Here is a 536-nt window from a genome sequence, read left to right as displayed (position 1 = left end):
TGTAGGTCAGGGGTTCGATTCCCCTCGTCGGCTCGCAACAGAGGGCCAGGTCACCGGTGTCCGGTGACCTGGCCCTCTGATCGTTAAGCAAACTTTGTGCCACCCGTGGGCCGCTGGCCGTCTCGTACACACATGTACCGCAGTCCGAGAACAGCGATCAGCAGCCCCGGGGGACATTCGATGGATCATCACAACACGCGGCACTCCGTCAGCGTGGCAGGCGTGATCATCGATGATCAGGGCCGCGCGCTCCTCACCCAGCGCCGAGACAACGGCCACTGGGAAGGACCCGGCGGAGTCCTGGAACGCGACGAGGACATCACCAGCGGCCTGCTCCGAGAGATCCACGAAGAGACCGGCCTGCACGTCGAGCCCGTCACCCTGACCGGCGTCTACAAGAACATGACCCGCGGCATCGTCGCCCTGGTCTTCCGCTGCAAGGTCATCGGCGGCCACCTCACCGAGACCGACGAGGCCCGCGCGTTCCGCCGGGTCACCGCGGCCGAGGTCCGGGAACTCGCATCCGAGGCATTCGC

General features: G+C 66.0%; 1 protein-coding gene. It reads left to right on the top strand.

Annotated elements, in window-relative coordinates; genetic code table 11:
- Positions 1-222 precede the first annotated feature (222 nt).
- Positions 223-536 (top strand): NUDIX hydrolase (locus tag IG98_RS0144030; protein ID WP_342666907.1); only part of this gene is annotated, 314 nt, incomplete at its 3' end.

The organism is Streptosporangium amethystogenes, assembly GCF_000721075.1.
Taxonomy (GTDB): Bacteria; Actinomycetota; Actinomycetes; order Streptosporangiales; family Streptosporangiaceae; genus Streptosporangium; species Streptosporangium amethystogenes.
The sequence above is the reverse complement of the archived record's forward strand: the minus strand, read 5'-3'. Positions and strand labels throughout refer to the sequence as shown.